The organism is Pontibacter harenae, from assembly GCF_020907245.1.
Classification (GTDB): domain Bacteria; phylum Bacteroidota; class Bacteroidia; order Cytophagales; family Hymenobacteraceae; genus Pontibacter; species Pontibacter harenae.
This window is the reverse complement of sequence record NZ_JAJJWH010000110.1, coordinates 1-359: the sequence shown is the minus strand read 5'-3', so window position 1 is coordinate 359 and position 359 is coordinate 1. Positions and strand designations below refer to the sequence as shown.

The following is a 359-nucleotide window of genomic DNA, read 5'->3' as shown; positions in this document are numbered from 1 at the left end:
GTGAGCTCCTCCCATTTTTAAGACATGTCAAAAGTAGAGAATTCGGGTTTTTCTATATTATTTTGTAACCACTCCTCTGGCGTCTTGTCACCTAGTGTACTATGGGGACGGAAGTGGTTGTATTCTTGTCTCCAGGCCTCTATCTTCTCCCTTGCATCTTCTAGACTAAGGAACCAGTTGGTGTTCAGGCACTCATCTCGGAAGCTACCGTTGAAGGACTCGATAAAGGCGTTATCCGTGGGCTTTCCGGGTCTGGAGAAGTCCAGCGTTACCTTATTGTCATAAGCCCACTTATCCAGGGCCTTAGAGATAAACTCGCTGCCGTTGTCCACCTGTATACGCTTGGGCAGCTTTTTAGT

Annotated in this window: 1 protein-coding gene; it reads right to left on the bottom strand. The window is 47.1% G+C overall.

The window, feature by feature from the left end; all coding sequences use genetic code 11:
- Window positions 1–17 precede the first annotated feature (17 nt).
- The coding region (locus tag LN893_RS20415; protein WP_229973258.1) for an integrase core domain-containing protein at window positions 18–359 on the bottom strand (342 nt) is incomplete at its 5' end.